This is a genomic window from Pseudomonas sp. LBUM1646, from assembly GCF_059716165.1.
In genome coordinates, this window is the sequence record NZ_CP166810.1 from 4,856,214 (window position 1) to 4,882,021 (window position 25,808).

Below are 25,808 nucleotides of genomic sequence, written 5' to 3' on the forward strand. Positions count from 1 at the left end.
CCGCTCGTCTCCCTTTCTCAAACTTTTTCAAAAATTTATCTTGCGCGCTAAATATTCGCGCGATACATTCATCTCGCACTTACTTAGCGCGCAAACATTTAGCGCAAAAATACAAACCCGAATGAGGCTCACACCATGCAAACTCTCTACACCGCAATCGCAACTTCCACCGGTGGCCGCGACGGTCGTGCGGTTTCCAGCGACAACATCCTCGACGTCAAACTCGCCACCCCGAAAGAACTCGGCGGTGCTGGCGGCGCAGCGACCAACCCCGAGCAACTGTTTGCAGCCGGCTACTCCGCCTGCTTTATCGGCGCACTGAAGTTCGTCGCCAGCCAGACCAAACGCACCATCCCGAACGATGCGTCGATCACTGCCCATGTCGGCATCGGTCAGATCCCTGGTGGTTTCGGCCTAGACATCGACCTGCACATCAGCCTGCCAGGTCTTGAACAAGCGGATGCACAAACTCTGGTCGATGCGGCTCACCAGGTCTGCCCGTACTCCAACGCCACCCGTGGCAATGTCGAAGTGCGTTTGCACGTGACCGTTTAACGTCCGGGCAAAAGCTCGCAGCCTCGTTTCACTCGACAGCTCCTACAAGGATTTTGATTTTTCCCTGCGTAGGAGCTGTCGAGTGAAACGAGGCTGCGAGCTTTTGATCTTGAAATCCAAGGCACAAAAAAGCCCGACTCAATGGTCGGGCTTTTTCATTCCTCGAGCTGTGCTTATTTAGCACGGCCTTTGTAGGAACCGCCTTCGCGGGTATCGATCTCGATCATGTCGCCGATTTCGATGAAGTCAGCAACCGACAGTTCGGTACCGTTCTTCAGTTTGGCAGGCTTCATCACCTTGCCGGAAGTGTCGCCGCGAGCGGAACCTTCGGTGTAGTCAACCTGACGCACGATAGTCGTCGGCAGTTCTACGGAAACCAGACGCTCTTCGAAGAAGATCGCTTCGCAAACATCGGTCATGCCTTCTTCAACGAAAGGCAGAACGGCTTCGATGTCTTCAGCGTTCAGCTCGTACATGGTGTAGTCGGTGGTGTCCATGAACGTGTAGGTGTCGCCGCTGATGAAGGACAGGGTCGCTTCTTTGCGGTCGAGGATTACGTCGTCCAGTTTGTCGTCAGCGCTGTAAACGATCTCGGTCTTGTAACCGGTCAGCAGGTTCTTCAGCTTGGTCTTCATGATCGCGCTGTTACGACCGGACTTGGTGAATTCAGCTTTCTGAACCAGCCAAGGATCGTTTTCGAGACGGATCACGGTACCGGGTTTCAGTTCTTTACCAGTTTTCATTGCGAATATCCGAATTTGGATGGGATTTACAAAAATCTAGGCCGCGTATCATATCCAATTTACATAAAACTGTACCAGCGCCGCGGCAAGATCCGCCTGCAAGGCTTGTTCCAGACACCACGTTTCGGCGTGTTTTTCCAGCTCTGGCCAGTGTTTACGGGTGGACTGCCAGTGGTCGGTCATTCTGTCGCCGGCATTCCAGGCCCGCCAAAGACCGCTGATCGCCTCGCTGGCGGGTGCCGACAGGCCTTTTGTATAGAGGGCGAGGAACGCTTCGAGCTTGTCGAGGTGGATGTCTTCGTCCTGCTGGTAGATGTGCCACAGCAGCGGCCGCCCTGCCCATTGGGCCCGGACAAAGGAGTCTTCGCCGCGCACTGCGTTGAAGTCGCAGCACCAGAGCAGGTGATCGTATTGATCCTGTCGGATGAACGGCAGCACCTGAAGGGTCAGGGCATCGCGCACATGCAACGCTCCGGGCGCCAGATCATTCACCGCGAGCCAGCGCTCGACGTCTGCGAGAATCCGCCCTTCCGGCACCAGCAGATGCGTAGGCGTCGAATCGGCGGCCATGGCGTCAAGCCAACTTGCCAACCCCGTGTTTTCGTAGGCAAACAGCGAGATCAATTGCGCAGCGGGTGCACGATTGATCCCCAAACCCTGCAGGAATTCTCGCTGGGCCTCGGGGCTTTGCTGAAACTGCCGACGCCGCTCCAGCAATCCGCGCTCTCGCAGCAAGCCACCGGTGCCCTTCTGAAATCCCGGGAAGAAGAAGTACTTCTGCACTTTTTTGTACTTCACCGACGGCAACCCGTGGCAACCGATGACCCAGTCCTCGGCGCTCAGGTAATCGAGGTTCATCCACAACGGCGGCTTTTCTCGCTCGGCCATGGCTTCCATGTAGGCGCCGGGCAGCTGGCAGGCGAACGCGGCGATCACCACGTCGGCGGCAGCAATGGGTTGCCATTCGGCCGCCCAGTGACACACTTCGACACCTTGCTGCCATTGCTGTGCAGCATGGATGTCGATCTCCGGGCATAGGCGTTCGAAGGCCCGCAGATCATCGACCCACAAGCGCACGGCCACCGAATGCTCGACCACCAGTTGCCGGGCCAGACGCCAGGTCACGCCGATGTCGCCAAAGTTATCGACTACGGTGCAAAAAATATCCCAGCGGGCTTTCAGTTCAGGCATTCCAGGCTTCCGTTGGCAAAGGCACCGATTGTCCGCATAAATTACCCCGTGCAGAAGAGCCAACGACGATTAATCTTCGTGCGACAATCGCCATCCGCCCGCGACCACCCGCCAGGAGGCAGCCATGCCCTACCGTCCCAACCCGCGCCGCCCGTTGCCGATCCAGCTTAATGCCCTGCAATTGACCGGCAGCATTGCTTTGGGTCTGTGGCTGGGGTTCCTGGCCATTGCGCTGACTTGCTGGCTCGCCTCGCGCTTTTTGTTCCCCGAACAATTGGCACCGGTGGCCCAGGCCGTACAGCAACTGGCCAAACCGCCGGTAGTGCAACCGGTGCCGGACATTGCGCCTCAAAGCCCGCTGTTCGAGCAGTACAAAGAAAACCTGCGCAAGAACGAGCAACAGCAATTCCTCGATCAGGCCCGCAGCAACAACCGCAACCTGTCGAACCCAAAATGTCAGTTCTGGCTGCAGCAGGACCAGACGGCGCCGAGTGAAAAAAGCCGCGCCAACGTCCAGCAATTCTGCGATTGATCATGAATAAACACATCGTCCACCAACTGATTCTCGACAAGCTGCGCATCGATCTCGACATCGCTGAACGCGCGGCGCAAACCGCCTACGAAACCGCGACCCACGAAGAAAACATCGCCGAAAACAAATACGACACGTTGGGGTTGGAGGCGTCTTACCTCGCGGCCGGGCAAGCAAAACGGGTCGAGGAAATCCGCCATTCACTGACGCTTTGCCAGAACCTGACGCTGCGCCCGTATGACGATCAGCGCGGTATCGAAGTCGGCGCCCTGCTCGGCCTTGAAGACGAAAAGGGTCGTGAACAATGGCTGTTCCTGGCCCCCGACGCGGCGGGTTTGAAGGTTGATCTGGTGGGGCAGATGATTACCGTCATCACCCCCCGCTCACCGCTGGGCAAAAGCCTGCTGGGCAAGTTCGAAGAGGACGAGGTGGAGATTCTGGTGGCGGGCGCTCGGCAACAGTTCTCTGTTACCGAGGTGGTCTAGAACGGTGTCCTACCTCGTGAATACGTTCCTCTTTTGACGAGTGGCTGTTGTCGTCAGGCAAGGCGCCGCGACGAGTCATAACCCGCTATGGCGAGGAGCGGCAACGCAGCATGACGGCAACAGACGCCGTCAAAAAGGAACAGTATTTGCGCGGTAGGACACCCTATTAATGGACCGGCAGTTCAACGCCGTCGAACAGCTCTTCCAGTTCCTGCTTGTTGTGGCACTGGATGGCCTTGGCCATGACTTCACGGGTCAGGTGCGGGGCAAACTTCTCGATGAAGTCGCACATGAAGCCTCGCAGAAAGGTGCCGCGACGGAAGCCGATCTTGGTGATGCTGGACTCGAACAGGTCGCTGGCATCAAGCATCACCAGGTCGCTGTCGAGTTTGGCGTCGACCGCCATTTTCGCCACGATACCCACGCCCAGACCCAAACGAACGTAAGTCTTGATCACGTCGGCGTCGGCGGCGGTGAACACCACTTTCGGCGTCAGGCCGCGATGGCTGAAGGCTTCGTCGAGTTTCGAACGGCCGGTGAAACCGAACACGTAGGTCACGATCGGGTATTCGGCCAGGGCTTCGAGGGTCAGCTTCGGCAGCTTGGTCAGCGGATGGCCCTGGGGTACGACCACGCAGCGGTTCCAGCGGTAGCACGGCATCATCACCAGGTCACCGAACAGCTCCAGGGCTTCGGTGGCGATGGCGAAATCCACGGTGCCGTCAGCGGCCATTTCGGCGATCTGCATCGGCGAACCCTGGTGCATGTGCAGGGCAACGTCCGGGTACTGCTTGATGAAATTGCTGATCACCGGCGGCAACGCATAACGGGCCTGGGTGTGGGTGGTGGCGATCGACAGGGTGCCTTTCTTCTCGTTGGAGAATTCCTGGGCAATCTGCTTGATGCTTTCAACCTTGCGCAGGATTTCGCCAGCGGTGGTGATGATGCGTTCGCCGGCCGGTGTGACGCGGGTCAGGTGCTTGCCGCTGCGGGCGAAGACTTCGACGCCCAGTTCGTCTTCCAGCAAGCGAATCTGCTTACTGATGCCCGGCTGCGAGGTGTAGAGACTTTGGGCGGTAGCGGAAACGTTGAGGTCGTGGTGCGCCACTTCCCAGATGTAGCGCAGTTGTTGAAGCTTCATATGAATCCCTCAAAGCAGGTAGACGCCACGGGCATCAGCGACGGTATATAACTATATTAATGGCTTGAAGAATAAATCTAGAACTTTTTTATCAAAACGCCATTATTCGTGTTCTAGCGATCACCCTGCCGACGACGTTCTACCAGCGGCACCAGATAGACCGGCACCCGGGCCAGTTGCAGCACCCGCGCGGCGGTGCGGCCCAAAGGGGTTTCCGCGCCCGTGCGGTGGCTATGACTACCTACGATCAGCAAATCCACAGAGAGTTTCTGCGCCTGGTCGAGAATCACTTGAGCCGGATCGCCTTGAAGCACTCGCACCGCTTGAATCCGCTGCAGATCCTGCTCCCCGTCTTCCCCCAGTTCCTCACGAAAGCTTTCCAGCACTCGACGTTCGATATTGGCGATGACCGTATTCAGGCCCTGACTGTGAAACTCGTTCAACGCCTGTTCATCGAGGTAGCTTTGCAGCACCGATTCGGCGAACAACCCCATGGGCTCCACCGCGTGCACCACGTACAAGTCGCAATTGAATGTGCGTGCCAGTGCCAGCGCATGCTGCATTACAAAAGGTGCATACAGGCCGAGGTCGGTGGCATACAGCATGGAATGAATCATCTGACCTCCTCGCGTGCCAACATGGCGGAGATTGATTCAGCTTAGCAGTGCCTTGCCGAGTACGACGGGCCGCGTAACACCTTGACGCAGGGGCTTAAACTTTCTGCTCATTGCTTATGCCATGAGGCACGTGACCGGTGGCGACCACTTCGCGGGCCAGTTCGCAATGACCGGCCTGATCGTCGAAAAACACGTCGGCGGCAAAGGCTTCCAGGAACGCTGCTTTGGTCAGTCCACCCAGAAACAGCGATTCGTCCAGGCGAATGTCCCACTCGCGCAACGTGCGGATCACTCGCTCGTGGGCCGGTGCCGAGCGCGCGGTCACCAGCGCCGTACGGATCGGGCAAGCGTCGTCAGGGAACTCGCGCTGCAACAGATTAAGCGCCGCCAGGAAGCCTTTGAATGGCCCACCGCGCAACGGCTCACGGGCCGCTTCGCGCTCGCTGGCCTGGAACGCTTCCAGCCCACCGGCCTGATAGACCCGCTCCGACTCATCGGAAAACAGCACCGCGTCACCGTCGAAGGCGATGCGCAATTCATCACTCGCTGCCCGGCTCGCACCGCCCGAGAGAATGGTCGCTGCGGCGAACCCGGCATCCAGTGCGCTGCGTACATCTTCGGCATGGGTCGAGAGAAACAGGTCGCAGCCGAAGGCCTTGAGATACGGATACGGACTGCGCCCGCCGACAAACGCCGCACGGGAAATCGCCAGGCCGTAATGGTGAATCGAGTTGAAGACCCGCAGGCCAGTGTCGGCACTATTGCGCGACACCAGCACTACCTCGACCCGCGCGCGGCCCAGACTGGCATTGAGCTTCAGCAGTTTTTCCACCAGCGGGAAGGCATCGCCGGGCTCGAGGATTTCGTCTTCGTGTTCGATCTGGTACTGCCGATAGGCTTCGACCCCGCTCGACAAATACACCTTGTGGCTCTCGCTCAAGTCAAACAACGCTCGCGACGAAATCGCCAGCACCAACTTGTCATCTATGTCTTTCGCCATGCCCTTCCCCTCTGGTGGATCGACTCAAACGTTACGTCGATCGATAAAACCGAGCGCCCGATACAGGGCCTCGATGCGCGGCAATTCACATCCCGCCGCTTTCGCCGCCGCCAGGGGCCGGGCGTAAATCGCCTCCAGCTCCAGCGGTCGTTTGTGCAGCAAATCGTGGTGCATGCTCGGCCAGTAGTCGGGCATTTTCTCGGTCATCATGAACAGGTAGTCGGCGTAACCGGGCGGTATGGCGTGACCGCAGGCCTCGGCGCCTTGCACCACTTCGGCCATCAACGCCTGGATCAGCGCGCGGCTGTCGGCATCGGCCATCAACGGCGTGGTACTCGCCCCAAGCAGCACCGACAAACCGTTGTAAGGAATATTCCAGACCAGTTTCTGCCAGCGCGCCTGATGCAGATTAGGCATGGCTTGCGAGTCGATGCCGGCAGTGCGGAACAGCCCGGCGCCCTCCTCGACCAGCGCCATACGCGCCGCATCATCTTTGGCCGGGCCACTGTGGTAACCGACATTCACCGACCCCAGCGCCTGGTGGGTGATTACGCCCGGACCTTCACGATGGACGCAAATCAGACACAAGCCACCGAGCAGGTGCAGTGAATCGGGCAACAACTCACGCAGACTGTCTTCGACATCCAGGCCATTTTGCAGCAGCAAAACTTTCGCGCCGGGGGCGGCGGCTTGAGTGATGATCGGGGCTAGACCCGAGCTGGTGCTCTTGGCCGCCACCAGCAACCAGTCGCACGGCGGCATGTCTTCAGCCGATGAATAGGCCTGGACCGGGTTCAGGCTCAGCGCGCCATGCACCGCACTGTTCACTTGCAACCCGCGCTCGGCGACCGCGGAAAACTCACTGCGCAACAGAAAGTGCACATCGAAACCGGCACGCGCCAACATCACCCCGTAGAAACCGCCGATCGCGCCGGTCCCGATAATGCCGATTGTCGGCTTGGCAACTGCTCCCATCATGGCAACTCCTCAGCAATTCGATTCAGCGCCTGCCCCACCGCTGCATTGAGTTCGGTGCTGGTCAGGCGCGACTGTACCGCCCCAAAGAATTCACCGTCGCGCACCACAAACAGCGCCGGTAAATGAAAGACCTCATAACGTTCGACCAACCCGCCATTGTCGGCAGCGTCGATCCAGCACAGGCGATCGACCGCCAGATCGAGCCTTGGCAACTGCTCGCGGGCAAACCGGCAACTGGCGCAGCCGACACTGGTGAAAACCACCAGTGAGGTGCCGCTGATCGCCAGCAGCCGTTGGTCGGCGTCGAAATCGGTCAGTTCCGATTCGACCACTATACTGGGGGAAACAATGTCAAATGGGCGACACAGGGAGTCCGTGTTCATGGGACGTTTTCTTCCTCATCCTGACGATGTACCCGTGGAGCTGACGCTACTCAAACATGAGTGCATTTCTCGGCAACGGCTGCACACTATCAGCCTCGGGGGCATGGCTTGCAATTACCACCGCGCCTGGCGTCACGGCACGGCGCTGGAAGTGCGCATGCCAACCTTGAACCCCGACTTGCGTTACCTGGGCTATGTGGCCTGGTGCCTGCGACGAAAGCGCGGCTATCTGGTGGGCATTGCCTTTGTCGACGAGCAGATGCTGTTCAGCGCGCGGATGGGCGAGCAGGTGTGCCAGATTGAACGTTACTGTCGCCTGCATGAGGCGCACGAAGATTTGCAGGATATTCAGGCCCTGGCCCTCGAATGGGTCCAGCAACATGCCGACGAGTTCTCCCACGACACGGTTCGCAAGGCTTTTGCTCAGCCTGTGCTGGATTAAACCCGTGTCTGCCCATTGTCGAACAGGCGCTTAACGCGCTAAGGTTCCGCTCCCCGACGCGCTTAATTTGCTGTGCTCCGCCGCGCGGGTTCGCTGGCGGATGGCACCCGTGACCTGACGAGTAAACGATGGCTGATTTACCGATCAACGACCTAAACGTCGCTTCCAACGAAACCCTGATCACTCCCGATCAGCTCAAGCGTGATATCCCTTTGAGCGACGCTGCCCTGCGCACCGTGACCAAGGGCCGCGAAGTCATTCGCAACATTCTTGATGGCACCGACCACCGTCTGTTCGTGGTGATCGGGCCGTGCTCGATCCACGACATCAAGGCTGCCCACGAATACGCCGATCGCCTGAAGACCCTGGCTGCCGAAGTGTCGGATACCCTGTATCTGGTCATGCGCGTGTATTTCGAGAAGCCGCGGACCACCGTCGGCTGGAAAGGTCTGATCAACGATCCGTACCTGGACGACTCGTTCAAGATTCAGGACGGCTTGCACATCGGTCGCAAATTGCTGCTGGACCTGGCCGAGATGGGCCTGCCCACCGCTACCGAAGCCCTCGACCCGATCTCCCCGCAATACTTGCAGGACCTGATCAGCTGGTCGGCCATCGGCGCGCGCACCACCGAATCCCAGACTCACCGTGAAATGGCCTCCGGCCTGTCCTCGGCTGTCGGCTTCAAGAACGGCACCGATGGCGGCCTGACCGTGGCGATCAACGCCTTGCAGTCGGTTTCCAGCCCGCACCGTTTCCTCGGCATCAACCAGGAAGGTGGCGTGTCGATTGTCACCACCAAGGGCAACGCCTACGGTCACGTGGTCTTGCGCGGCGGCAACGGCAAGCCGAACTACGATTCGGTCAGCGTCGCGCTCTGCGAGCAAGCGCTGAACAAGGCCAAGATCAAGCCAAACATCATGGTCGATTGCAGCCACGCCAACTCCAACAAGGACCCGGCCCTGCAACCGCTGGTGATGGAGAACGTCGCCAACCAGATCCTCGAAGGCAACCAGTCGATCATCGGCCTGATGGTCGAGAGTCACCTGAACTGGGGCTGCCAGGCGATCCCGAAAGACCTTGCCGACCTGCAATACGGCGTGTCGATCACCGATGCCTGCATCGACTGGTCCGCCACCGAAAACACCTTGCGCAGCATGCATGCCAAGCTCAAGGACGTGCTGCCGAAACGCGATCGCAGCTGATCAGCCGTCTAGCGCACACAAAAACGCCGGGCTTAACCCGGCGTTTTTTTATGCGTTGCGTTTACTGGCTCAGCTTGGCCGCGTGCCGCTGATGACGCTCCATGTAGCGCTCCACGTAAGAGCACGATGGAATCACCGTGTAGCCCATTTCTTCGGCGTACTGCAGGGCCTGCTCGGTCAATGCCGCCGCAATGCCACGGCCACGCAATGCGTTGGGCACGAAGGTGCGATAGATATCCAGGGTCTGTTTCCCCAGATCCATATAGGTCAGGTAGGCACGATGACCGTCCACATTGGTCTCGAACTGATGACCAGCCTGGTCATGGTGGATGGACAACGCCTCGCTCATCACTACTCCTCGCGGGTCTTGGATTCTGACCCCTACCTTACCGATGTTTTTCCGGCGAAGGAACATCTACGCCACCCTGTGCCTGAATGGACACCGAGAAGAGCGACACCGATCTCGCGCAACCTGGCACGTATCAAATAGTAGGCACCATTGGCGAAAATGCTCAAGGTGCGCTCGTCATCACGCTAGGGTGGCGGGTGCTGCTCCGGGTTACGCAGGGACGGCTCGACCGAAGATCTTCCCGGGTCGAAGCCTGAACATTGCCGGATGTTGAGACTTAAGACGAGCGCCCGTTGTTAAAGTCACCTCTACATGCACAAAGATATGAGAGGCGCTGCGCAAAATCCGAACAAAAGTGTAGACGAAACCATGTAGACAGACTTTAACAAAGACCGGAAATAATGCCGCTGGGATAGGGAACTTTTCGCATGCGGCTCGCTCATTTCGGGCCTTGCAGCTGAGTATTTTTTATACAGCGCAGTTAAAAGTTGCTCGAAAAAGAATCAACGCCTACAATTTTTTTTGCTTCTTGCTTTACGTCAGTTTACTTACGACAAGTAATGGGTAGTATGTACGCCGGCTATTTCCTCACTCTGAGGAGACAGCTACTTAATAGAATGTCCTTGAAGGGGAACACGATGAACAACGTTCTGAAATTCTCTGCTCTGGCTCTGGCCGCAGTTCTGGCTACCGGTTGCAGCAGCGTATCGAAAGAAACCGAAGCACGTCTGACCGCTACTGAAGACGCAGCTGCTCGCTCCCAGGCTCGTGCAGACGAAGCTTACCGTAAAGCTGATGAAGCTCTGGCTGCTGCTCAAAAAGCACAACAGACTGCTGACGAAGCTAACGAGCGTGCTCTGCGCATGCTGGACAAAGCTAGCCGCAAGTAATAGTCCTTCGGGATTGTTATCAAGCCGATCCATTTATGGGTCGGCTTTTTTATGCCTGGCGTTTAGTACCGGCCATAAAAAAACCCGCCGACGGCCAACGTCGGCGGGTTCTTTTTGGGTGCTTACTGCTGCAGATCGACCGGCACGCTCGACACCATCGGTGCGGAGGTATTCGGTATAGCGATTTCCACTGGCAGGCCATCTTCGGCCGCCACCACGTCACGCACCACATCCCAGTTCATGCGCAGGTTGTTGGTGATGTCTTCACGCTTGAGCATCGCGTTGATCACCGCGGTGTGCTTGTCGACCACCGACGGGTTGCCGTTGTCATCCAGTGGCGTATGCGCTTCGAGGTAAACCTTGCCGCCGCTCATGCCGAATTTGTACGGGTCGTTGATGATCCGCACCGACGTACCGACCGGCACCATGCCCGCCATTTCCAGCACGTTGTTGTTAAACATGCGGAAGCAACCGTGGCTGGTGCGCATGCCGATGCCGAACTTCTTGTTCGAGCCGTGGATCAGGTAGCCCGGGGTGCCCAGGCTGAACTTGAACGGCCCCAGCGGGTTGTCTGGCCCGGCCGGCACCACATTCGGCAACGGGTCACCGTCGGCGAGATGCTCGGCCTTGATCGACGCCGGAGGGGTCCAGGTCGGGTTTGGCGTTTTCGCCGTGATGGTGGTGTGGGCGATTGGCGAACCCCAACCTTCACGACCGATCCCCAGCGGGAAGGTGTACACCACGTTCCGGCCTTTCGGGAAGTAATAGAGGCGGTACTCAGCCAGATTGATGACGATACCTTCGCGCGGACCCGGCGGCAGGATAAAACGGGTCGGCAACACGATTTCAGTCCCGGCGCCCGGCAGCCAGGCGTCGACGCCCGGGTTGGCCGCAACCATCTCCGAATAGCCCAGATCGTAGGTGGTACCAAGGTCAGCGAAGGTGTCTTCGTACTTGGCCTTGATCACTTGCACCTGACCGATGATGTCTTCACCAGGTGGCGGTAGAGGCAGCTCTAGTGCTGAAACTGGACCGGTCGCACAGAGGGCGGCAAGGGTCAGACAGCGGGTGACGGCAGGAAAGCGCGGCAACATCCGGAAAATCCTTCGCAGGGTCGACAATGGGTATAAGAACGCGATTGTACACCGACACCCGTAAATTCGGGGAGATCGAGACATTGCAGGCGATATATGACGTTTTTTTCATGTGGGCGAGCTTGCTCGCGATAGCGGTCTACAGCTCGAAGCGCAGTTCTGGCCAGATCGGCGAGGTGCCGCGTTTTTGCGACTCGAGGATGGCTCGGCACAGCGAGCACAAACGCTGATCCTGGAACACCCTGCGTTCCACGCTCGACCAGCGCGGCTGCGCTGGCAGCAAGCTGCCGCACAACGTCCGGTCCGCCGAGCCGCCGAGCTCCAGCTGACGGGTCACCAGATGCACCCGCACTTCCTGGCAGGCGAACAGATCCAGCTGTTCGTCAGGCTCGATCAGTTGGTAGGCAAAAAGGGACCAGGCGGGACGCGGCATCGGGGGCTCCAAATCGGGGGCGCCACCTTAGCCGAAACACCGCCACTAGAAAAGCGTCAAAGCAGCGGTTTCAGCGTCGGCCAGACATTTTCCAGCAACTTGTCCTGTGCCGCTGCTGCCGGGTGCAGGCCGTCGGCTTGCATCAGGTCAGGATGACCGCCGATCCCATCGAGGAAAAACGGTACCAGCGGGATTTTTTTCTCCTCTGCCAGCGCGCCATAGACCTTCGCAAAGGCCTCGGTATAACGGGCACCGTAGTTGGGCGGCAATTGCATGCCCAGCAACAGCACCTTCGCACCGCTGGCCCGAGAGCTGTCGATCATCGCCGCAAGGTTTTGTTGCAATTGTGTTGGCAGCATTCCGCGCAAGCCGTCGTTGCCCCCCAGCTCGAGGATTACCAACTCCGGTTTATGCTCTGCAAGCAGCGCCGGCAGGCGTGCCTGGCCTCCGGCACTGGTGTCCCCGCTGATGGAGGCGTTGATCACTTTATCGTCGAAACCTTCGCGCTTGAGCCGTTGCTCAAGCAGCGACACCCACCCCAAGCGGGTATCCAGTCCGAAACCGGCGCTGATACTATCGCCAACGATCAGGACTGTACCCGCCGCTGCGTTCTGGGCCATGCACATCAAGGCCAGGCCAGCACTCAAAAACCACACACGCATCGGATTCTCCATGGGCGCAAGCATTCTCACCGCGAAGAACCTCAGCAAAGTGGTTCCCAGCGCGGAAGGTGAACTGACTATCCTGCACGAACTCAGCCTGGAACTGAACAAGGGCGACAGTCTGGCCATCGTCGGCGCCTCCGGTTCGGGCAAATCCACCCTCCTCGGCTTGCTGGCCGGCCTCGACCTGCCGAGCAGCGGCGAAGTCACCCTCGCCGGGCAAGCCCTGAGCAATCTCGACGAAGATCAACGGGCGCGCATCCGCGCCGAGCACGTGGGTTTTGTCTTCCAGTCTTTCCAACTGCTCGACAGCCTCAACGCCTTGGAAAACGTCATGCTGCCGCTGGAACTCGATGGCCGCAAAGACGCCCGGGAGCGCGCCACCGAATTGCTGCAACGGGTGGGACTGGGCCAGCGCCTGACCCATTCGCCACGCCAGCTCTCCGGTGGCGAACAGCAGCGCGTGGCAATCGCCCGTGCCTTTGCCGCTGAACCCGACGTGTTGTTTGCCGATGAACCCACCGGCAACCTCGACAGCCACACCGGCGAGCGCATCAGCGACTTGCTGTTCGAACTGAACCAGGAACGCGGCACGACCCTGGTGCTGGTGACCCACGACGAACGCCTGGCACATCGCTGCCGGCGCCTGATCCGCCTTGAAGCCGGCCTGCTGGTCGCCCCTCTGGAGCCTTGATGGCACGCTTGCCGCTATTGCGCCTGTTCAGCCTCGCCATCCGCCAACTGCTGCGCGACGCCCGCGCCGGTGAGCTTCGGGTGTTGTTCTTCGCCTTGCTGGTGGCCGTGGCCGCCAGCACTGCCATCGGCTACTTCGGCGCCCGACTCAACGGCGCCATGATGCTGCGCGCCACCGAGTTTCTCGGTGCCGACCTGTTGCTCGAAGGCAGTTCGCCGGCGCGGCCCGAACAGATCAGAAGCGGCACCGAACTGGGACTGGAACATGCCCAGGTCGTGGAATTCTCCAGCGTCATCGCCACCGACAACGGCATTCAGCTGTCCAGCATCAAGGCGGCTGACGAGGTCTATCCGCTGCGTGGCGAACTGAAAAGCGCCTCCGCGCCCTTCGCCCCGGAAGAAACTGGTGGCGGGCCGAAACCCGGTGAAGCCTGGGTCGAGGCGCGCCTGCTGACCGCGCTGGACCTGAAGATCGGCGACAACATCGACGTCGGCATGAAAACCCTGAAACTGGCGCGAGTGTTGACCTATGAGCCGGATCGCGCCGGCAATTTCTACAGCTTGACGCCACGGGTGCTGATCAACCTCCGCGACCTCACAGCCACCGGTGTGGTGCAGCCCGGCAGCCGGGTCAGTTACCGCGAACTCTGGCGCGGCAACGCCCAGGCGCTGGAAACCTATCGTCAGTTGATCAAACCAGGCCTTGCCGCCAACCAACGCATCCAGGATGCCCGGGATGGCAACCGGCAGATCGGGGGGGCATTGGGCAAGGCCGAGCGCTACTTGAACATGGCCAGTCTGGTCGCAGTTTTGCTGTCCGGTGTGGCGGTGGCGCTGTCGGCGACGCGTTTCGCCACGCGCCGATTCGATGCCAGTGCCCTGCTGCGCTGCCTGGGTCTTTCCCGACGGGAAACCATGGTGCTGTTCAGTTTGCAGCTGACAGTACTCGGCCTGCTCGCCAGCCTCAGCGGCGCCCTGCTCGGCTGGCTGGCGCAGCTTGGGCTGTTTGCGCTGTTGCATGACTTGCTGCCCACCGACGTTCCACCGGGCGGCTTGTTGCCAGCCATTGCCGGGATCGGCACCGGGCTGGTAGCACTGGCCGGTTTTGCCTTACCACCTCTGGCAGCACTCGGCCGGGTGCCGCCATTGCGCGTATTGCGTCGGGACATGCTGCCGATCCCGTCCAGCACCTGGATGGTCTATGGCGCGGCGCTGGGCGCGCTCGGCTTGATCATGTGGCGTTTGAGCCTGGACCTGGTCCTGACCTTCGCCCTGCTCGGTGGTGGCGTGATCGCGGCCGTGGTGCTCGGCGGTTTGCTGCTGTTGTTGCTCAATAGCCTGCGACGGATGTTGGCTCGCGCGTCTTTGCCTTGGCGTCTGGGCCTGGGCCAATTGCTGCGACATCCATTGGCAGCGGCCGGCCAATCCCTGGCCTTCGGCTTGATTCTGCTGTCGATGGCGTTGATCGCATTGCTACGCGGCGAGTTGCTCGACACTTGGCAGAATCAGTTACCGAAAAACGCACCGAATTATTTCGCCCTGAACATCATTCCTGCAGACAAACAGGCCTTCACCGACCGCCTGATCGAACTGTCGGCGCAATCAGCCCCGCTGTATCCAGTGGTGCCCGGCAGGCTGATCAGCATCAATGGCGAAGCAGTGCAGGACATCGTCAGCAAGGATTCGGCCGGTGACCGGGCGATCCAGCGTGACCTGAGCCTGACCTGGGCGGCGGACTTGCCGGCGGGTAACAAGCTCACCTCAGGTAACTGGTGGACCGAACAAACACCGGATGATATTCCCGGCGTGTCGGTCGAAGGCAAGGTCGCCGAGAGCCTGAAACTCAAACTGGGCGATCACCTGGTGTTCACCGTCGGCGGGGTCAATCGGGAAGCGAAAGTCACCAGCTTGCGGGAGATCAACTGGGACAACTTCCAGCCGAACTTCTTCATGATCTTCCAGCCCGGCACCTTGAAGGACCTGCCAGCGACCTACCTCACTAGCTTCTATCTGGCGGCGGGTCACGACCAGCAGATTGTCGATCTGTCCCGGGCATTCCCGGCGGTGACCATCCTGCAAGTCGAAGCCTTGCTGGAGCAACTGCGCAGCATCCTCGCCCAGGTCACCCTGGCGGTGGAGTACGTGCTGTTGTTCGTATTGGCAGCGGGGATGGCGGTGCTGTTCTCCGGCCTGCAGGCAACCCTGGATGAACGTATTCGCCAAGGTGCGTTATTGCGGGCTCTGGGCGCAGAGCGGCAATTGCTGGTCAAGGCGCGGCGCATCGAGTTCGGCTTGCTCGGCGCAGTCAGCGGCTTGCTGGCGGCACTGGGTTCGGAGTTGGTCAGCCTGGTGCTTTACCGCTACGCCTTCGATTTGCCCTGGCATCCGCATCCGTGGCTGCTGGTGTTGCCTCTGATCGGTGCGGTGCTGATCGGTGGCGCCGGCGTGTTCGGCACGCGTCGCGCCTTGAACGCGAGCCCCCTGACAGTCTTGCGCGAGGGTTGATAGACTCAAGCGCTCTCTACCACAAGAAGTCGCCATGAGCCGTTATCGCCCTCCCCGCACCGCTGGCACCGCGCTGATCACCCCCGAAGGTGAAGCGCGGATGCGCGCCGAGTTCCACGAGTTGTGGCACGTGCGCCGACCACAGGTGACGCAATCGGTCAGTGAAGCAGCGGCCCAGGGTGATCGCTCGGAAAACGCCGAATACCTACTATGGCCCCACCACCCATACTATTAAGCAGGAGAAGCCTGAGCTAGAGCACCTCGTTCAATAGTATACATACTAAAATGAGTACTATTTTAGATACTCGATTTTGTTGACCCACCATTCAATTACTCCTTGAGGCGTTTGAACGAAGGCCTCATCGCCTACCTCCTTTTTGAGGAGCGCCCTTGCCATCGGCGAATCAATTGAAATGTAGTCATTACGACCATAAATTTCGTCATATCCGACAATCCGAAAGCGCTTAACTTCGCCGCCCTCATTTTCCACCTCGACCCATGCACCGAAAAACACGCGTCCCTCTTGCTCAGGTGAAAATTCGACCACCCGCATGTCCTCTAACCTCTTACGGAGGTAGCGCACACGTCGGTCAATTTCTCTCAAAAGCTTTTTATTATATTGATAATCGGCATTCTCACTCCGATCACCGAGCGAAGCTGCCCACGTGACTTTTTGTGTCACATCTGGACGTTTTTCTCTCCACAGATAGTCAAGCTCGTTTTTAAGAGCCTCAAAGCCTTCCTTCGTGATCAGCTTCGTACTCAAACAATCTCTCCCTCTAAATAACCTGCGGCTCGAACGTATTCGCCCCCACCAGCCAATCCGGTCGTGCAACACCAACCAAATCACGTATCCGGGACCATATCTGTCCGTGATTGACCGGCACTACGCGAGATTCCAAGCGTCAATCGACTGATTGGATGGACACAACATCAACGTATTTGAATTTTTTTTTCTTCGCCGCCGCCTTGGCTTCAATCTCTGCCGTCAACGTACTGAGAGTACTCACGTCGTAAACGAAGATCTCTAGCTCGCCTTCAAATTCTTTGGTGACATGCATAGTCACCCGAAGCTTAGGAGACAGGGCTTTTGCTACCGGACGTGGCTTTGTGGGAGTGGCTACCTGTATCGGCAGCGCAGTTTTGTCGGAGGTCGGAGTCGAAGCGGCTGTACCAAAAAGCGCTTGGCGCATTTCTGCTTCAAGATCGTTCATACCATGCCCTGATTCTGATGTTTAGTTACTCACAGGCGAGCTTTGCGGGATTTCGTTTCTCTACGTCATGGGTACGGCGAGGTCAAGCCAGGCCCCTTTTCATTGCAGCAGCAAGGAACGAATTGAACGCTCATTTAGCAGCGCCCACACTGAGATCCTTCGCAATGATTTTTATAAGCGAGCGCAGCTCAGGGGCTTCAGGGTCATGGATGAATGTCTGAGCCAGTAGCGACATTGGGTGCACATTCAGAACCTCCGAGAGGTTTCGGATAAGCTCTAAATTCGGCTGACTGACACCACGTTCTAATCGCGACAAATGCTCCCTGGTTACAACCCCCGCAAAATCCTGCTGGCTAAGGTTCCTGCGCAAACGCAGCTCCCTGAGCGCCATGCCAAATGCATTCTTGCTGTCCATATATTAGCCGGCAAATGTTTACATCTGACCAGAAATGCGCAAATATTGATGTGACATCAATGTCACACAAGGCATCGCTTTCGCAGGTGTAGCCGGCACAGGACCTCCCGCTAAGGAGCATTCGCCATGGCGAACGATCACTTCGAACAAAGTTTGATTCGAAAATACCCTGGGATTTTCCATGATCCAGATGCAGTGTGGCCTAGGGTGGGATGGCGGGGCTTTGACTGTGGGGAAGGATGGTTCCCCCTGATCGAAAGGCTTTGCAGCGAGATCCAACAACGCACTGAAGAGTCCCCAGCAAGCACAGTATTCATCAGTCACATTAAAGAAAAATTTGGGGTCCTGCGGGTCGCATATCAAGGCGGTAGCGTTTCGATCACTGCGTTGATAGAAATGGCCGAGAGTGAATCTAGTAAGGTTTGCGAAGCCTGTGGTGCTCCTGGCAATTTGGTTCGCACGCGTCACGGATGGATCAAAACTTTATGCGCAACTTGCACAAATCAGGCGCCCATTAGCTTCTGATCCCCCTCCCCATCAGGTCCCGAGAAACGAATAAGGCAAAACTATATGTTTATTGTCCCGGAGCAAAACGAAGATGGCCAGGTTGACCCCGGCTGGTTGCGCAAGCGCGTGTTCATTGCAGCGGACTCCGACCTCCTTCTGCTCGCGTTGGTCTCCACCAAGAGCGTTGAAGGTGATTCAGATACTGATTGCATTTGGGGCTTTCGGCGTGCAGATGATTTGGATGCGCTGATTAGGGGGATCCTTCAGGGCGATGGCCGAACAGCGGTCACTTCAATTAGCATCCTCATACCACCGGAGAAGAACGGCCCAACCGATCTGAGGACCGAGACCGTCACAAGAATCCATGAGCGGACATTCCTCAAGAGCTATAAGGTCCCTGACAAACAGTACATTTTCTATACAGATACCGGCTCTAGCTATCACTCAGATAAAAACAACTATTCCGGACTAGAATTTGGACGAGATATCTATGTGTCTAAGAAACATAAATTCGCTTGAGCGCTTATGCGTCACACTTCGAGTTTTGGTGAAGACTCAAATATCATAGGTGCGCTATGACATGGATTTTATCCTTTCGCAAACTGAAAGACAGTTCGATAAAAATCTTGCGCATTCTTTTTGAAGACAAAGAAATGCGAGGCGATAGATTCGACGACTTGAAATGTTCCAAATCAGGCGCACTATCTGTAGATATTAAGGATATTCAGGCTAGTGAATCGTATAAAAAAGCTCGCATGCAATCTGACCGGGTCTTAGGGATTAAATCGAAGCCAGAAAACAATAGCGTCAGTATTTCTAATGCCAAAATTGATTCAGTCGGTCGGATTTCACTTCCTAATGCTATACGTAACAAAATAGTTGGAGGATCCGAGATTGAGTTTGCAGAGTTACCTAAAGGGAGAATACTAATTCTTCTGACACCTCACACATTGATTACTGAACGAGATCTGTCCGATAACTGAAGCTTGGACCTAGGACAATTCCGTGTAGCGGGTTCGCGGACGGAACAGTGCCGCTACGCGGAAGAAGCCAGTGAGCTATTCCATACACATGGGGACGCGTTACAAAAAACGCATCCAAGGATGTAGTGTGGCCGAACAATTTTGGCGGACTGTGACACTTACACAAAAGAAGCCCCCTCCAAAACCCGCTGTTTATGCGTCTGGTATTGACGTCATAACACGATGTGCCGCGCCTTTGAGATAGGCAACCTAAACAGGACTGAGGACTAAATGGCGCGAAGCTACGCGCCTCCGTCGCAATCTATCTACCGCCTACCTCGCCTAAGGCAAATCTGAGACAGCAGTCACGTCATTCTGATATTGTCAACAGATACGGCACGCATCGTCGCGCCCCACAAAATGCAAAGGAATGTGCTAATGCATCTCTCAAAAGTAACGCTGGTAAACTATAGAAACTTCGAAAGAGCTAAGTTTATTTTTGAGAAAGGGATAAATACTATAATCGGTGAAAATGGAGCCGGAAAAAGTAATTTGTTCAGAGCAATTAGATTATTGCTAGACGCAAATATCTACCGATCAGCCTACACACTTGATGAAAAAGACTTCTTCAGAATGAAAGGGTCTTGGAAAGGACACTGGATAATAATCAGCCTAGAGTTCGATAATGTGAGCCAGGATGAGGCGATTCAATCACTATTCGCGCATCGAGGCGCTGTAATCGACCGACAGAAAGTCGGGAAAGCCACTTACAACTTAATATTTCGTCCCAATCAATCTACAAGAGCAAGGTTTGCCGCATTAGAACCAGGTGATATTGCTGGCCTGAGCAATCTTCAGAACGAAATTTCCGCAAGTGACTACGAGTCATTTTTTACAGGGAGAAGTGACGCAGACTTTACAGACCCGGATCAGTACCGGATTGTAGTTGGAGACTTTAAAGCTGTCCGATTCCCAGCGATAACATCACACCTTGTTGGATCGCCGATCCCAAACCAATTATCCGTATCAAAAGAAGTATCTTTCACTTTCATCAAAGCCCTAAGGGATGTAGTGGCAGATTTCAGCGGAAACAAACAAAATCCACTACTTAATCTCCTCAAACGGAAAAGCGAAGAGATAGATCACAAAAAATACATCTCAATCACGGATAAAGTAAAGACTCTGAACAACGACATCGAAGCGCTTTCAGACGTTCAAGATGTTCGCAGTGATATTCGCGAAACTATTACCGAGACGGCTGGCGAAGCCTATTCTCCCGCAAGCCTCCATATAAAGTCCGATTTACCTACTGAAGCAGAGGATCTTTTCCAATCGCTTAAACTCTTTGTCGGAGAAAATGATGAAAATTATGCAGGCGACATTAGTGAACTGAGCTTGGGCGGCGCGAATTTAATATACCTGACACTGAAGCTTCTTGAGTTCAAATATCAGAAGCAAAGGGAGACAGTCGCAAACTTCCTTATCATAGAAGAGCCCGAAGCGCATATTCATACGCACATTCAAAAAACCTTGTTTAGCAATATCAATTTCGAAAACACGCAAATCATATACTCCACTCACTCCACTCAAATCTCAGAAGCAAGCAATATAGAAAATGTAAATATTCTTGCTAGAAAGGGCTTGAGGTGCGAATCATATCAACCTTCCAATGGCTTAAGCGCACCAGAAATTCGCCATTTACAACGTTACCTTGATGCCACCAGAAGCAGCCTGTTATTTGCTAGGGGTGTAATACTTATCGAAGGGGATGCGGAAGAAATAATAATTCCGGCACTCGTAAAAGAGGTATTAGGGATCAGCCTTGATGAATTGGGCATAAGCCTCATTAACATTCGTAGTACTGGTTTTGAGAATGTGGCCTGCGTATTCCACAAAACTAGGATAAAGCGATATTGTAGCGTTATCACTGACCTCGACACCGCTATATCTGAAACGGAAGCTCAAGCGGATGATTCAGAAGCCGTTAAAAAATATAAGCGTAAAATGTCCGCTTCACAAAAGTCTGGATTGGAACGCAAGCTTCGGCTAGACAACTTTGCTAAAGGGAATACCTATCTAAAAAATTACTACGCAGATCACACTTTCGAAGTTGACTTTATCAAAAGTGGAAACGCGGAAGAAGTGCATGAACTAGTCGAGGTTATTTATCAGGACCCCAAGACCATCCTTCTTGCCAAGGCAGATATTAATTCAAGTAAAATCGCCGTGTATGGCAAGCGAGTCTTAACTATGGCTGCACACGCTGGGAAAGGCTGGTTTGCAATTCAACTCGCAGATGAAATAAACCCTTGCACAACCATTCCGAACTATATACTAAACGCTATATTCAATGCACAGGCTGCGATATCAGATAGTCTAAGACTGCGAATTTTGAAGTACAGAATAAACACCTTTAGAGAATTCCCATACTTTGAAGACTACGCAGCAGCCGTTTGCGAAGCTGATGAGCAAATCCAAGCATTTGAAGAAAACATTATAGACAATGAAAGCTTAATGAATGCGCTGGAGATAATTTTCCCGGAAGACAACATCGTAAAAAAGCTAGTGGAGATTTAAATGGACTCGTTAACATCCGCTGGTCTCAATGAGGAACAGATTCGAGCTATAAATCATCCGGAGAGCGTATTCTTGACCGCGTGCCCCGGCAGTGGAAAAACAAAAACACTGACCTATAAAATCGCTCATGAACTTACAAAGATTGAAACACACCGAGATTTTATTATCGCTATAACTTACACGCACAGAGCCGCCGATGAAATTCTTGAGCGTGTGGAGAATTTCGGTCTGAACACCCAACAATTATGGATCGGGACAATTCACTCATTTTGCCTAGAGTGGATTATAAAGCCATATGCGATATACGAACCCCGTTTGCAATCGGGATTCACTATAATCAATCAACCTGATGCTGACGCATTGCTTGACGAAGTTTGCTCTGATCTTGGCAAGCCAACTATTAACTCCTTCGATTGCGGTTATTTTTTCAAAGACGACAAAGTTACCCTTCTTAGCAGCGACAATAAAAAGCATGAGAACATACGAAAAGCGCTAAAACAGTATTTCAGGATTCTGAAGAATGAGCGAAAAATTGACTTTGAACTAATCTTATATTTCGCACACAAACTTTTAAAGGCACACCCAGCGATATCGAAAGGACTATCAAATCTATTCCGCCACATACTGATAGACGAATATCAAGATACAAAATCAATTCAATACCAAATTGTTTGCGCGATTTTCGAAGCAGGCAAAGGGAGCACAAAGGCCTTTATTGTAGGAGACCCGAATCAAGCCATTTTCAAAACGCTCGGAGGTTTCCCAATAGAACTACATCATTTCGTCGAGCTATCAAAGCTAAACGTTGCCGAATTTTCGCTTACTAAAAATTATCGCTCATCAAAAAAAATCATTGATTATTATGGTGAATTTAGCCTGAACAAAGCTAAGATCACAGCCTCATCCGATGAAAAAGATTACCCTAGCACAATAGCTTACAACCACGCAGTACACACCAACATACTGGAAGACGAAATAGTTAGACTAATTAATTACAGTATAAATGTACAAAAGATAGACCAAGAACAAATATGCGTTATCGGCCCTCAATGGCAGTCTCTTGCCAAGATGACACGTCGACTAATGAGTCGGCTGCCCCAGTGTAATTTTGACGGCCCTGGCATGGTTCCTTTCGGGAGAGAATTAGATAACTTTTGGTACAAGCTCAGTAAAATTTGCCTATCAGAACCAGCACCTGATATGTATATCAGACGTCTACGCTGGGCAGGAGAGATTCTCAACTCGCTTCACACAGAAGGTGTCAAATGCGATTTCTCGAAGAGCCGCTTACTAAAAGAGATAAATCAAATTAATGTAGAAGAAAATAAGGGAATGACTTATTTAAAGGTTTATTTCGATAAATTCATTAACCTACTAAATATAAATATTGAACATTTCCCCGGACTAGAAAATCATTACTCATCTTTTTTTGAACATGCTACAAAAAAAATCGAGCGAGCAAAAAAAGAAGGCAATGACTTGCTTGAGGAAACTGAATATTTTAAGCGAGTTTTTAGGCCTCGCACAGGAATAACCATATCAACAATACACGGAGTCAAAGGCGCAGAATTTGATAATGTCATCGCCTTCTCATTGCTACAGGGGGTGGTTCCGCACTATAAGGATCCTGAACCACTCGAAAGCGCTAAAAAGCTGATATACGTTATTTTATCCAGAGCCAAGAAAAACATTTATCTAATTTCAGAAACCGGAACACGAAACCCTCCAAACACAATATTAGCAAACTACAAGTATGAGTATTCCATGCTACATTTAAAAAACTAACACATTATAGCTATATCGTATTTAGCAGCCATTTATTTTGCGGTATATTGCCGCATCAGGCATCCAGATCTGAGATCCCTTTTATCAGCTGACATAAGCTGTAATGGTAAGGGGGTCTCGGGACCACTGAATTCCAAAGGCAAAGTCAGGAATATGCCCAAACCCCACAAGAGAAGGCCTACACCAGCAGCGCGCCAGGAAATCCGGGGGCACGTTGAAGTTGCCATTCAATTTGTAGGCGTGCTGTGGAAATAATATCTGTAAACAATAGGCAGCTGACTCCTGGCTCAAGCTCTCGGGTCGGGAAGCCGTCAATCCGACCTCCTATTACCAGAACTTTTATTGGCTTAGCGCTATACCCGGCAAGCTCATGTCGATACCTAGTTGCTTGTTGGTAATCCGCAAAGCTCAAAGGATGCGAGGGACGCTTAAACTCGATCAGCAAGAACCGTACCCTGCACCTCAGTGAATTCGCTTTCAAGATCATCAATGCCCAGCGGTTTACCATCGATGATAATTTTGAAGTCCTTCTGACGACCGTACTCCATGATCAGTTCTTGGCGTAGCCGATCAGCGCTTGGGTAACGAAGCCTTTGGACCGTCCAACGCTGATCCCGCTTTGTAGCTGACTCATCATCTCCCTCCGTATCCTCCAATCCGGATGGCTCGCCACACCGGCCGCTCGCAGCGTCAATTCCATACCGGCGTTATTTGCAGCCTTGAGATATCATCTTTCGTCTGAATCTAAGGTTCACATCGACTCAGCAGGCCTTTCTTGCCTGCTACTCTGACCTTTGAGAGACGAGCAAATGAACGAAATCGCCCATTTAGGTTACCTTTCAAAGATCGTGTGTCATGAGTGTGTGGGGGAAGAGTTCCTCATCAATCTCATCAACAACAGCTGCGGTCTTAGCACCTGTTCATACTGTGAAGTGGGCAAGCCGTGTATTTCCATCGCTGAGCTAGCTAATCATGTGGAAAGGGCAATTGGCGAGCACTATGCTCGCACCTCGCCTGAACCGGACGATTCTGAGTCCGCTTGGATGCGCTATTCAGATTTTGATCATGATTGGGAGCGCGCGGGCGAGCCCATTAAGGACGTCGTTACCGATCTGTTGGATTGTGACGAAGCAATTGTGATTGATGTCCTGACGCTTCTTAGCAAGCGCCACGACACCTATGCCCCAGGCGACCCGGACGAGGGGGAAAATGAGTTTTCGGCAACCTCCCATTATGAGGAAATGGCTCCATCCCTCTATCGTTGGTCCATGATGTGGAATCGGCTAGAGGAAAGCCTCAAGCATGAAGGTCGCTTCTTCAACCAAAGCGTACATGACGTACTACGATCAGTATTTGCAAACCTCGATCAGGCTCGCTCGTATCAGCATGGTCTTGCGATTGTCACCATTGGCCCAGGAACCGCGCTCAAGGCTCTCCATAGAGCTAGAGAATTTCAGTCGATGGACGAACTACAGGCGGCCCTCAAAAACCCAGTAGATGAGTTGGGGCCGCCACCTGCACGCTTAGCTAAAGCTAACAGGATGAATGCATCAGGGATCTCCGTATTTTATGGTGCGGAAGATTCCCACTCGGCTCTGGCCGAGGTGCGTCCAGTGGTAGGTAGCAATGTGGCTGTGGCGAAGTTTGCAATTATTCGCCCCCTCAAACTTCTGGATCTCCGCGCCTTGGAGACGGTTAACTGCCCTGGAAGCCTTTTCGATCCAAATTTTGCGGAGGAGTGTGAGCGTGTAGGCTTTCTGCGCACGTTGACTAAACGGTTGACCGTTCCTGTTATGCCCAGTCAGCAGGACCGTGAGTACCTAACTACTCAGGCTGTTGCGGACTATCTAGCAGGGTTAGAGCAGCCTGCAATAGATGGCATCCTCTTTCCATCAGTTCAAGATGGTACAGGAGTCAACGTAGTGCTTTTCCATAAAGCTTCACTGGTTGAGAAGCTTGAGGTTTTACGAAATGGCAGAATTGAGGCTTCACTGACGGAGTATGATCAAGACAGTGGAGTTGAGTACCCGTCATATAGTATCGGTATCGTTGAGCGCCAAGAGAAGAAAACCGATACTCAAACTAGTGATCGGATTTCCAGCTTATTCTCTTCCGCGACGCTTAGGATACCAGCTCTGCGCCTTGAATTAGATTCTATAGAAATTCATCAGATTAGTGCCGTACGTATCATCGCGGATTGTCACAAGGTATCGCTTTATAAGGGCGGCTATCTTGCCTCGCACCATTCTGAAGAGCCGGCAACAGATTTCTAATGAACGAGACCACCAGGCTGCGAAACTACTGAATTTAAATTCGCATACGCCGCACAGCGAGAGTTGCATACGTTTTTACAGGAGGCTGAGCAGCTGGTTTCGGGCCGACTTATACCCAGCCCTTGCTCAATCTCTGCCATTCGAGCTAGGCCGTAGCCAATTAGGCCCGGCCCGAGC

General features: G+C 54.4%; 28 protein-coding genes and 1 pseudogene. 15 read left to right on the forward strand and 14 right to left on the reverse strand.

What is annotated here, in order from left to right; all coding sequences use genetic code 11:
• Positions 1 to 135: 135 nt before the first annotated feature.
• A complete protein-coding gene (locus ACA071_RS22035; protein ID WP_133838258.1) occupies positions 136 to 555 on the forward strand; it encodes an organic hydroperoxide resistance protein in 420 nt (139 codons plus the stop codon).
• A 173-nt stretch (positions 556 to 728) separates the two neighbouring features.
• On the opposite strand, the gene ACA071_RS22040 is transcribed toward ACA071_RS22035, so the two are convergent.
• On the reverse strand, positions 729 to 1,298 hold the full coding sequence (locus tag ACA071_RS22040) for an elongation factor P (protein WP_007943632.1): 570 nt from the start codon (positions 1,296 to 1,298) through the stop codon (positions 729 to 731).
• Between the two features lie 48 nt (positions 1,299 to 1,346).
• Positions 1,347 to 2,489 (reverse strand): elongation factor P maturation arginine rhamnosyltransferase EarP, encoded by a 1,143-nt coding sequence (gene earP, locus ACA071_RS22045; RefSeq protein WP_497641092.1) that lies wholly within the window; start codon positions 2,487 to 2,489, stop codon positions 1,347 to 1,349.
• Between the two features lie 124 nt (positions 2,490 to 2,613).
• On the opposite strand from earP, the gene ACA071_RS22050 reads away from it, so the two are divergent.
• Positions 2,614 to 3,021, forward strand: a complete 408-nt coding sequence (locus ACA071_RS22050; protein ID WP_497641093.1) for a hypothetical protein — start codon at positions 2,614 to 2,616, stop codon at positions 3,019 to 3,021.
• Positions 3,022 to 3,023: 2 nt separating this feature from the next.
• Positions 3,024 to 3,506 (forward strand): GreA/GreB family elongation factor, encoded by a 483-nt coding sequence (locus tag ACA071_RS22055; protein ID WP_497641094.1) that lies wholly within the window; start codon positions 3,024 to 3,026, stop codon positions 3,504 to 3,506.
• Positions 3,507 to 3,672: 166 nt separating this feature from the next.
• Here ACA071_RS22055 and cysB read toward each other — a convergent pair whose 3' ends face one another.
• The 5 genes from cysB to ACA071_RS22080 form a co-directional block, all read right to left on the reverse strand.
• Positions 3,673 to 4,647, reverse strand: coding sequence for an HTH-type transcriptional regulator CysB (gene cysB, locus ACA071_RS22060; protein ID WP_054052018.1), 975 nt, complete (start codon positions 4,645 to 4,647; stop codon positions 3,673 to 3,675).
• Between the two features lie 113 nt (positions 4,648 to 4,760).
• Positions 4,761 to 5,264, reverse strand: coding sequence for a universal stress protein (locus ACA071_RS22065; RefSeq protein ID WP_497641095.1), 504 nt, complete (start codon positions 5,262 to 5,264; stop codon positions 4,761 to 4,763).
• A 94-nt stretch (positions 5,265 to 5,358) separates the two neighbouring features.
• Positions 5,359 to 6,264: a 5'-nucleotidase gene (locus ACA071_RS22070; protein WP_463258088.1), complete on the reverse strand. Its 906-nt coding sequence runs from the start codon at positions 6,262 to 6,264 to the stop codon at positions 5,359 to 5,361.
• A 24-nt stretch (positions 6,265 to 6,288) separates the two neighbouring features.
• On the reverse strand, positions 6,289 to 7,242 hold the full coding sequence (locus ACA071_RS22075; RefSeq protein ID WP_497641096.1) for a putative 2-dehydropantoate 2-reductase: 954 nt from the start codon (positions 7,240 to 7,242) through the stop codon (positions 6,289 to 6,291).
• Positions 7,239 to 7,625 carry a thioredoxin family protein gene (locus tag ACA071_RS22080; RefSeq protein ID WP_497641097.1) on the reverse strand — a complete coding sequence of 129 codons (387 nt, stop codon included), beginning with the start codon at positions 7,623 to 7,625 and terminating at the stop codon, positions 7,239 to 7,241. Before ACA071_RS22080 ends, ACA071_RS22075 begins: the two co-directional genes overlap by 4 nt.
• Between ACA071_RS22080 and ACA071_RS22085 the strand changes: the two genes are divergently transcribed.
• Entirely contained in the window at positions 7,624 to 8,067 is a 444-nt protein-coding gene (locus ACA071_RS22085) for a PilZ domain-containing protein (RefSeq protein WP_169373736.1), read from the forward strand. The genes ACA071_RS22080 and ACA071_RS22085 overlap by 2 nt on opposite strands.
• A gap of 128 nt (positions 8,068 to 8,195) precedes the next feature.
• Positions 8,196 to 9,272 carry a 3-deoxy-7-phosphoheptulonate synthase gene (locus ACA071_RS22090; RefSeq protein WP_497641098.1) on the forward strand — a complete coding sequence of 359 codons (1,077 nt, stop codon included), beginning with the start codon at positions 8,196 to 8,198 and terminating at the stop codon, positions 9,270 to 9,272.
• 61 nt (positions 9,273 to 9,333) lie between these two features.
• On the opposite strand, the gene ACA071_RS22095 is transcribed toward ACA071_RS22090, so the two are convergent.
• Positions 9,334 to 9,621 (reverse strand): GNAT family N-acetyltransferase, encoded by a 288-nt coding sequence (locus ACA071_RS22095; protein WP_020800382.1) that lies wholly within the window; start codon positions 9,619 to 9,621, stop codon positions 9,334 to 9,336.
• Positions 9,622 to 10,259: 638 nt separating this feature from the next.
• Between ACA071_RS22095 and oprI the strand changes: the two genes are divergently transcribed.
• Positions 10,260 to 10,511: an outer membrane lipoprotei OprI gene (oprI, locus tag ACA071_RS22100; RefSeq protein ID WP_002553018.1), complete on the forward strand. Its 252-nt coding sequence runs from the start codon at positions 10,260 to 10,262 to the stop codon at positions 10,509 to 10,511.
• A gap of 122 nt (positions 10,512 to 10,633) precedes the next feature.
• Here the strand turns inward: oprI and ACA071_RS22105 are convergent, their stop codons facing one another.
• The 3 genes from ACA071_RS22105 to ACA071_RS22115 form a co-directional block, all read right to left on the reverse strand.
• Positions 10,634 to 11,605, reverse strand: a complete 972-nt coding sequence (locus ACA071_RS22105; RefSeq protein WP_497641099.1) for a L,D-transpeptidase family protein — start codon at positions 11,603 to 11,605, stop codon at positions 10,634 to 10,636.
• Between the two features lie 139 nt (positions 11,606 to 11,744).
• Positions 11,745 to 12,038 (reverse strand): hypothetical protein, encoded by a 294-nt coding sequence (locus ACA071_RS22110; RefSeq protein WP_123432651.1) that lies wholly within the window; start codon positions 12,036 to 12,038, stop codon positions 11,745 to 11,747.
• A 56-nt stretch (positions 12,039 to 12,094) separates the two neighbouring features.
• Entirely contained in the window at positions 12,095 to 12,700 is a 606-nt protein-coding gene (locus ACA071_RS22115; protein ID WP_497641100.1) for an arylesterase, read from the reverse strand.
• Positions 12,701 to 12,710: 10 nt separating this feature from the next.
• On the opposite strand from ACA071_RS22115, the gene ACA071_RS22120 reads away from it, so the two are divergent.
• The 3 genes and pseudogenes from ACA071_RS22120 to ACA071_RS22130 form a co-directional block, all read left to right on the forward strand.
• Positions 12,711 to 13,394 carry an ABC transporter ATP-binding protein gene (locus ACA071_RS22120; RefSeq protein WP_201205497.1) on the forward strand — a complete coding sequence of 228 codons (684 nt, stop codon included), beginning with the start codon at positions 12,711 to 12,713 and terminating at the stop codon, positions 13,392 to 13,394.
• Complete coding sequence (locus tag ACA071_RS22125) at positions 13,394 to 15,898, forward strand: ABC transporter permease (protein ID WP_497641101.1); 2,505 nt, start codon at positions 13,394 to 13,396, stop codon at positions 15,896 to 15,898. Before ACA071_RS22120 ends, ACA071_RS22125 begins: the two co-directional genes overlap by 1 nt.
• Before the next feature lie 34 nt (positions 15,899 to 15,932).
• A pseudogene (locus tag ACA071_RS22130) lies at positions 15,933 to 16,106 on the forward strand (transcription elongation factor GreB); the annotation flags it as partial.
• Between the two features lie 84 nt (positions 16,107 to 16,190).
• Here the strand turns inward: ACA071_RS22130 and greB are convergent.
• The 3 genes from greB to ACA071_RS22145 all read right to left on the reverse strand — a co-directional run bounded on the left by greB (position 16,191) and on the right by ACA071_RS22145 (position 17,527).
• Positions 16,191 to 16,664 (reverse strand): transcription elongation factor GreB, encoded by a 474-nt coding sequence (greB, locus tag ACA071_RS22135; protein WP_497641102.1) that lies wholly within the window; start codon positions 16,662 to 16,664, stop codon positions 16,191 to 16,193.
• A 139-nt stretch (positions 16,665 to 16,803) separates the two neighbouring features.
• Positions 16,804 to 17,112, reverse strand: coding sequence for a hypothetical protein (locus ACA071_RS22140; protein ID WP_497641103.1), 309 nt, complete (start codon positions 17,110 to 17,112; stop codon positions 16,804 to 16,806).
• Between the two features lie 130 nt (positions 17,113 to 17,242).
• Positions 17,243 to 17,527: a helix-turn-helix domain-containing protein gene (locus tag ACA071_RS22145; protein WP_448108837.1), complete on the reverse strand. Its 285-nt coding sequence runs from the start codon at positions 17,525 to 17,527 to the stop codon at positions 17,243 to 17,245.
• A gap of 126 nt (positions 17,528 to 17,653) precedes the next feature.
• Between ACA071_RS22145 and ACA071_RS22150 the strand changes: the two genes are divergently transcribed.
• The 6 genes from ACA071_RS22150 to ACA071_RS22175 all read left to right on the forward strand — a co-directional run bounded on the left by ACA071_RS22150 (position 17,654) and on the right by ACA071_RS22175 (position 25,631).
• Entirely contained in the window at positions 17,654 to 18,052 is a 399-nt protein-coding gene (locus tag ACA071_RS22150; protein ID WP_497641105.1) for a hypothetical protein, read from the forward strand.
• Positions 18,053 to 18,097: 45 nt separating this feature from the next.
• Positions 18,098 to 18,553, forward strand: a complete 456-nt coding sequence (locus ACA071_RS22155) for a hypothetical protein (protein ID WP_497641107.1) — start codon at positions 18,098 to 18,100, stop codon at positions 18,551 to 18,553.
• 56 nt (positions 18,554 to 18,609) lie between these two features.
• A complete protein-coding gene (locus ACA071_RS22160) occupies positions 18,610 to 19,017 on the forward strand; it encodes a hypothetical protein (protein ID WP_497641108.1) in 408 nt (135 codons plus the stop codon).
• A 417-nt stretch (positions 19,018 to 19,434) separates the two neighbouring features.
• Positions 19,435 to 21,573 (forward strand): ATP-dependent nuclease, encoded by a 2,139-nt coding sequence (locus tag ACA071_RS22165; protein ID WP_497641109.1) that lies wholly within the window; start codon positions 19,435 to 19,437, stop codon positions 21,571 to 21,573.
• Positions 21,574 to 23,358, forward strand: coding sequence for a UvrD-helicase domain-containing protein (locus ACA071_RS22170; protein ID WP_497641110.1), 1,785 nt, complete (start codon positions 21,574 to 21,576; stop codon positions 23,356 to 23,358). It begins immediately after the preceding gene.
• Positions 23,359 to 24,167: 809 nt separating this feature from the next.
• On the forward strand, positions 24,168 to 25,631 hold the full coding sequence (locus ACA071_RS22175) for an RES family NAD+ phosphorylase (RefSeq protein WP_497641112.1): 1,464 nt from the start codon (positions 24,168 to 24,170) through the stop codon (positions 25,629 to 25,631).
• Positions 25,632 to 25,808: the final 177 nt, after the last annotated feature.